General features: G+C 37.4%; 8 protein-coding genes. 7 read left to right on the top strand and 1 reads right to left on the bottom strand.

Annotation, left to right across the window (positions count from 1 at the left end):
* Positions 1-503: 503 nt before the first annotated feature.
* From RMA95_RS03675 to RMA95_RS03645, 7 genes are all read left to right on the top strand, one after another.
* Entirely contained in the window at positions 504-1,403 is a 900-nt protein-coding gene (locus RMA95_RS03675) for a VacJ family lipoprotein (protein WP_311069611.1), read from the top strand.
* 115 nt (positions 1,404-1,518) lie between these two features.
* On the top strand, positions 1,519-2,487 hold the full coding sequence (gigA, locus tag RMA95_RS03670) for an RsbU family protein phosphatase GigA (RefSeq protein WP_263612964.1): 969 nt from the start codon (positions 1,519-1,521) through the stop codon (positions 2,485-2,487).
* Positions 2,488-2,589: 102 nt separating this feature from the next.
* A complete protein-coding gene (gene gigB / locus RMA95_RS03665) occupies positions 2,590-3,111 on the top strand; it encodes an anti-anti-sigma factor GigB (protein ID WP_191106997.1) in 522 nt (173 codons plus the stop codon).
* Positions 3,112-3,137: 26 nt separating this feature from the next.
* A complete protein-coding gene (locus RMA95_RS03660) occupies positions 3,138-3,962 on the top strand; it encodes a carbon-nitrogen hydrolase family protein (protein ID WP_311069610.1) in 825 nt (274 codons plus the stop codon).
* A 14-nt stretch (positions 3,963-3,976) separates the two neighbouring features.
* Positions 3,977-4,354, top strand: coding sequence for a DUF4951 domain-containing protein (locus tag RMA95_RS03655; protein WP_004698537.1), 378 nt, complete (start codon positions 3,977-3,979; stop codon positions 4,352-4,354).
* Between the two features lie 158 nt (positions 4,355-4,512).
* The gene (locus tag RMA95_RS03650) at positions 4,513-4,950 is read left to right on the top strand and encodes a MarR family winged helix-turn-helix transcriptional regulator (protein WP_151741739.1); all 438 of its coding nucleotides are present in this window, start codon (positions 4,513-4,515) and stop codon (positions 4,948-4,950) included.
* A gap of 87 nt (positions 4,951-5,037) precedes the next feature.
* Positions 5,038-5,469 carry an organic hydroperoxide resistance protein gene (locus RMA95_RS03645; RefSeq protein WP_000051124.1) on the top strand — a complete coding sequence of 144 codons (432 nt, stop codon included), beginning with the start codon at positions 5,038-5,040 and terminating at the stop codon, positions 5,467-5,469.
* Between the two features lie 56 nt (positions 5,470-5,525).
* Here RMA95_RS03645 and gspE read toward each other — a convergent pair whose 3' ends face one another.
* Positions 5,526-7,016, bottom strand: a complete 1,491-nt coding sequence (gspE, locus tag RMA95_RS03640) for a type II secretion system ATPase GspE (protein ID WP_174739766.1) — start codon at positions 7,014-7,016, stop codon at positions 5,526-5,528.
* Positions 7,017-7,028 lie beyond the last annotated feature (12 nt).

The raw sequence follows: 7,028 nt of genomic DNA, 5'->3' as shown, positions 1-7,028 counted from the left end.
GCTCAAATAAACTTCGAGTAATTTAAACCAATCAATCAATGAAAATTATTTCGATTAATCAATCAGTAAAAATCCACACAAGTTGTTCTTCAATTCTCTTAATGATCTTCTTCCTGGTTCGTCACCAGCAAGCTAGGTCGGCTATATTACTCTTAATCTCTTAAAAGTCAACAGGTAATTTCGATATTTTTAAAACTTATTCTCAAAACCAACTTAACATCAAATTCATCACTTAAAGCAACCAACTTAATCTCAAGTAACTGTTTTTCAACAAGTTTCTATCTGCATCACCGCCGATGGATGTGCATTATAGAGGATTAAGAACCCTTTGCAAGCCCTTTCTCAAACTTTATCATTCAACCGATCAATTTTTAGGCTTTTTAGTCATTTTTCTATATTATTTGACCAATTTTACATTGATAATAGCTTATCGCTTTTGTATTAAAATATATCTCTATCCAACTGCATATTGAACAGAGCCTGGCTAGCGGTTAAGGAATTATATGAATTATTCTAATTTACTATTATCGAGCTTATTAACTGTAGGTCTTTATACCTCAGCACACGCTCAGGAAAATCTTACTGAAGAATCTGCCGCTAGTTCGGAAGATGCTACTTCGACAGAGGCTCAGCAGGGCCGCCCCCGTTCACAAATTATTAAAGATTTGAAAGGCCTAAAAGCTAAAGATTTAAAAATCAATGCAAATGCCGCTCAACCGGATACAGTAAAAGACCCATTACAGTCATTAAACCGTCCGATTTATTCTTTTAATGACATGTTAGACCGCAATATTCTTCGCCCCGTTGCAGTTCAATATAATGAGAAAACTCCAGAAGATGTGCGTGGCTCTTATCGCCAGTTCCGTAAAAATCTTGGAGAGCCGTGGAATGCTGTTAACCAGTTAATTCAAGGACGCCCTGGACGTGCAGCAAAGACACTTGGTCGATTTACTGTTAACACATTAACAACTTTAGGTTTAGCTGACCCTGCTAGTCGCTTAGGTCTTCCGCCTGAAGATGAAAGCTTTGGTGTCACTCTTGGTTACTATGGCGTTCCTTCTGGACCATTTTTGATGTTGCCTTTCTTTGGACCAAGCACATTACGTGATGGTATTGGCTTAGCTGTAGATTCTCAGGCTCGTCCACAAAAGTACATTATGGATAACCAAGATGGTCTTTACTGGTCAACCAATGTGTTACAGGCCATTGATACACGTGCTCAATATTTAGATTTGGATCAAACGATACAAGGTGATCAATATGCGATGATTCGCGATTTATATCTCCAACGTAAGGCATTCCAGATTGCTGAGAAAAAAGGTAATTCAGCAGATGTATCTTTCATTGATGATGACGAATCTGAAGATGTTCCAGACGACAGTCATACGAAAACTAAAAAATAATTAAAGAAGAAATCAGGGTATTGTGCTGTTTATATAAAAAGGCAATACCTTGATTTTGATCATACATCCTCTATGATGGATAAAGTGATCTTGTAAAAGGACTACCATATCTTCTATGTATTTTATTAAACCGACCCGCTCTATCCCTTTATTAGAGCAAGCTCTGGATGCATTACCAGACTTACAAGTCATTCACATAGATGATCTCGATTTATATGATCCAACAATTATTGCAATTGCAGATGTACAAGATTTCCTGACTCATAAATGGCGTTTGCCTACAATTGTGATCGCTTTTGAACATGAAGGTAGTGCTTTAGCTCAGGCATGGGAAGCAGGTGCTCTTGCTGGATGGGTATGGAATCAGTTACCTCAAGATTTAAATAAAGCATTAACCAGAATTGATGCTCAATATAAACGTAATCAAGATAGCCGTGACTTACCTTCGGCAGCAGAATTACAAAAACGATTATTACCAAATCCTATTGATTTATTAAATTATGAAGTTGAAACTTTTTTTCAACCTTCCGCTTATCTATCAGGGGACTGGTATGATTATTGGAAATTAAATGATAAAGAAGTTTTATTTTATCTTGCCGATGTATCTGGACACGGTGTCACAAGCAGTTTATTGACTTCATGGATGGCTGCATTTCATGGCCGTTCAAAAACACCGCGACAGTTGATCAAAAAATTAAATGGAATGCTCGTTCAAGAGAATATTGAAAAACATATTACGATCGTGGTCGGTATTTTAAATCTTGAAACGCATAATCTTCGCTGGTCTAGTGCAGGTCACTACCCTCCTCCAATTATTTTTGAACCTAATCAACCTCCAAAAATTTTAACGACTAGTAGCTTTCCTCTGGGCTTAACTGACGAATTGGAAGTTGAAGAACATGTATGTACATTAAATCGTCATGCGCGTTTCATTGTTTGTTCAGATGGAGCACTAGAACCATTTGATGGTGGATTGAATGATCAATTTCAACAATTGGTCCAACATTTGCAAAATCAATCATTCCAAGCCCCTGATCATGTTGCTGATGACATTGCCATCTTTAGTCTTTGTCGAATGAATTAATTTAAAAATCAATCAATTAAAAAATATACGACTTAAGGACTCTTGAGTCTGAGATGGCACTATGTGATAATTTTTCTATCCTTCTCTGAAAATGGCATTTATATGTCAACAGGTCATGTTGAATATGCAAGCTTAAATGGAACGCATATTTTCAAACTTATTGGTGAAGTGCGAGCCCATTCTTGTATAAGTCTAGACAAACTTTTAAACAGAATTGAACAGCAAGAGAATGTTGTTGGTGCAATCGTTGATTTAACCCAAACAACATTTATTGATAGTACTGTATTAGGTATCCTAGCCAAGCTAGGTTTAAAACTTAAACAGACTCATCATATTCAAGCTGTGATGCTATCTACCAATCCAGATATCACAACCTTAGCCAACAGCATGGGGCTAGGGCAGGTTTTTGTCATTCTGAATTATTGTGGTGATCCTAGTGTTTGCACTCTAACGTTAACGGATGAACACATTACTCATAATGCGATGCTAAGAACTGTTCTGGATGCACATAAGACATTGATGAAACTCAATGCAAATAATCAGAATATGTTTGAGCCACTTGTTAAGCAATTGCAGAAAGAACAAGACACGCTTGAACAAGTATCTGATAAGCAAAATGCCTAAATTTTATTGCTAATCTGGATTTGTATATGACTCTTGTTTCAGTTGTTCAAATGAATTCTCAAGATGACATTGAAAGCAACTTTCAAATAATCGAGTCATTGATTCAGCAAAGCAGTGCTCAAAATGCCAGCTTAATTGTTTTCCCCGAAAACTTTGTATGTTTCGCTGCTGGCAAACAGCGTGAAACAGCTGAGCAATTTGAATCAATTCAGCAAAGACTTGAGAAACTTGCGCATCAATATCAAATCTGGATTGTTGCAGGCACTTTACCATGTCCATTTCGTCCAGATGGCTCTATCATACAAGATGGTCGCGTGCGCACAGTAAGCTTATGTATCAGTCCTGAAGGTACAGAAGCGCGCTACGACAAAATACATTTATTCGATGTGCAAGTTGGCGATGCAGTTGGTGGATATCAAGAATCCCGTTTTTTTGAACCTGGAACAGACGTTGTAGTCACATCTACCCCTTTTGGCAATATTGGGCTAATGGTATGTTATGACTTGCGTTTTCCTGAGTTAGCTTTAACTCTCAGACAACAAGGCGCTCATTTATTGACTGCTCCAGCAGCATTTACCTATACAACAGGACAAATGCACTGGCAGCTTTTGTTACAAGCACGTGCAATGGATAGTCAATGTTATGTTTTAGGGGCAGCACAGCAAGGTTGGCATGGAGAAAAACGTCAAACTTGGGGACATGCAGGAGCAACTGATAGCCGTGGACAAGTTTTAAGTATGATTGAACATGAAGGTAATGGTTTAATTACTGTACCTTTTGATTTAACTGCTCAAGAGCTTGTCCGTACATCAATGCCTTTAATGACGCATCGTAAATTAATTCACTATTAAAAGCTTAATTATTCATGTGGAAATATTTAATTAGCATTTTTTGCTTAGGGGCAAATATTCACTGTTATGCAGCTGAATTTGGTGCAACAAATCATTTTGTTTCTCCAAACTTACAGCTTAAACAAGATGTCCTTCCACCTACTCCTAAAAATATCCCTCTCCCTGCTTTTGGACAACGGATTATTGGTTGGGGAACCGGTGCAGAAGGTGCGAGACAACGTTTAGAGAATATTCAACCAGCTGATGTTTCTATGATTAAAAAACAAGGAACAACTTTAGAAATGATTACAGCTTGGCAAGATTTCTACGAACAAGAGCAACAACGTAATGAAAATAATCCAACTGCTAAATACCGTGCTCGTTTAATGAAAAAAATTGCCGATCTCTGGTAACTGTTCCAAATTCATATTTTCAAGTCATAGAGTAATTTTTCGATTACTCTTTTTTTGCATTATCTTATTTTTATCAATAACTCAAAATTATGAGCATTTAAGAAATTAAACATAAAGCGATATACTACAAAAGCATCTATTAGTTTTCTGAGAAATATATGGACCAAGACTGTCAAAATTTAAAGCTTGAGAATCAGTTATGTTTCCTCATTTATTCAACAAATTTAGCTCTTAATCAGCTTTATAGAAAACTTTTGACTCCATTAGGCATTACTTATCCTCAATATTTGGTAATGTTGGTTCTATGGGAAAAAGATGAGATTACCGTTTCAGAGATTGGCAACAAACTATTTTTAGAATCATCGACCTTAACCCCCATTTTAAAAAAGTTAGAAGCAATTCAACTCGTAAATCGCACTCGTTCAAAAGAAGATGAACGTCAAGTAATTATTACACTAAGTGAAAAAGGTAAAGAACTTAAGGAACAAGCTGTGAATATTCCTGCTCATATTTTGGAAGCTAGTTCTTGTGACATGACCACTCTACTTGGTTTGAAAGATCAACTGACACAACTTCGTACAAATATAGCCAAATAATCATCAATTTTTTTACAAATTTGGCTTGTTAAAATAATTAAGTCGTGTACGATATATTTGTATTCAATTTAATTTAGGAATTATAAGATGTCTTTAGAAAAAGTTGTGTATCGTGCAAAAGCTAAAGCAACTGGTGGCCGTGATGGTCGTGCAACGTCTTCAGACGGCGTATTAGACGTACAACTCGGTGTACCTAAAGAAATGGGCGGCGCTGGTGGTGCTGTAACTAACCCAGAACAATTATTTGCAGCTGGTTACTCAGCGTGCTTTTTGGGTGCTTTAAAATTCGTTGCAAACCGCGATAAATTTAATATTAGCAAAGATGCTTATGTTGAAGGTGAAGTTGGTATTGGTCCAATTCCTACAGGTTTTAGTATTGAAGTAACGTTAAATGTTTACTTAATTGGTATGGACCGTGAAGAAGCTGAAAAATTAGTGGCAGCAGCTCATATTGTTTGTCCATATTCAAATGCGACTCGCAATAATATTGATGTGACTTTTAATATTGTGACTGAATAAGTTTTGATATTTCAAAAATGCCCGAATCAAATCGGGCATTTTTTATACCTTCCAAATTATGCTTCACTTGCCTCATTGGTTACTCGAAGCACTTCTTCAAGTGTAGTTTTACCCGAAAGCACTTTACGCAAGCCATCATCACGAATTGAACCTGAATACTGACGAGCATGGTTTTCTAATTCAAACTCAGCGGCATTGCCATGAATAAGGCGACGCATAGGTTCATCAACAGGTACAATTTCATAAATAGCCGTACGACCATTAAACCCTAAATGTGAGCAATGATCACACCCTTTGGCTTCAGGTAACTTTAAAGCTGGCTCATGCGAGATATGTTGAAAAACCTGCTTTTCAAAAGTATCGGCTTCACGCCATGTCATACAATGTGGACATAAAGTACGAACCAAACGTTGAGCAACTACCCCAATTAAAGAGCTTGATAATAAGAACGGTTCAATCCCCATATCTTTAAGCCGAGTAACCGCACCAATAGCAGTATTGGTATGTAGTGTAGATAAAACCAAATGACCTGTTAACGAGGCTTGTACTGCAATTTCAGCAGTTTCCAAGTCACGAATCTCGCCCACCATCACCACATCAGGATCTTGACGTAACATTGCTTTTAAAGCACGAGCAAATGTCATATCTACTTTGGTATTCACTTGGGTTTGACCAATACCTTCGAGTTGATATTCGATAGGATCTTCAGCAGTTAAGATATTTCGGGTATTGTCATTTAGATCAGATAGAGCTGCATATAAAGTTGTTGTTTTACCCGAACCCGTAGGCCCTGTGACTAAAATAATGCCGTGTGGACGATGTACCAATTGCGTTAAACGTTCATAATCATTTGACATTAAGCCCAAGTGAGTCATATTGAGTCGACCCGCTTGTTTATCGAGTAAACGCATAACAACCCTTTCACCATGTGACGATGGCAAAGTTGAAACACGGACATCAACTTCACGGCCAGCAAGACGTAAAGAAATACGTCCATCTTGCGGTACACGCTTTTCGGCAATATCGAGTTTCGCCATAACTTTAATACGTGAAACAAGTAACGGAGCTAGTTCACGGCGTGGCTGTACAATTTCACGCAATTGACCATCTACCCGTAAACGAACAGATAATTTCTTTTCGAAAGCTTCAATATGAATATCTGAAGCCCCTACCCGAATTGCCTCTGAAAGTAATGCATTAATAAGACGGACAATAGGAGCATCATCTTCTTGATCCATTAAGTCTTCTGTTTCAGGAACTTGATCTGCAAGACTCAATAAATCTGGATGATCTTCTAAACCAGCCGCAACTTGTTGCGACTCCCCAGTGTCGCCTGCGTAACTCGTACTTAATAGGCTATTAAAATCTTGTTCAGTACATAACTGATAATGTGCAGGCTTCCCCAAAATTCGTCTTGCTTCCTGCAATGCAATTTTTTCTGTATTTTGACGTCTAACAATAAAAACTTGATCACCGTCATAACGAAATAAAACACCATGACGCTTGGCAAAACTATATGGAACTTGTATTTGTTTCAATATTTGCATCACAATTTATAA

This window comes from Acinetobacter sp. V110_1 (assembly GCF_031798975.1).
Classification (GTDB): Bacteria; Pseudomonadota; Gammaproteobacteria; order Pseudomonadales; family Moraxellaceae; genus Acinetobacter; species Acinetobacter nosocomialis_A.
The sequence above is the reverse complement of the archived record's forward strand: the minus strand, read 5'-3'. Positions and strand labels throughout refer to the sequence as shown.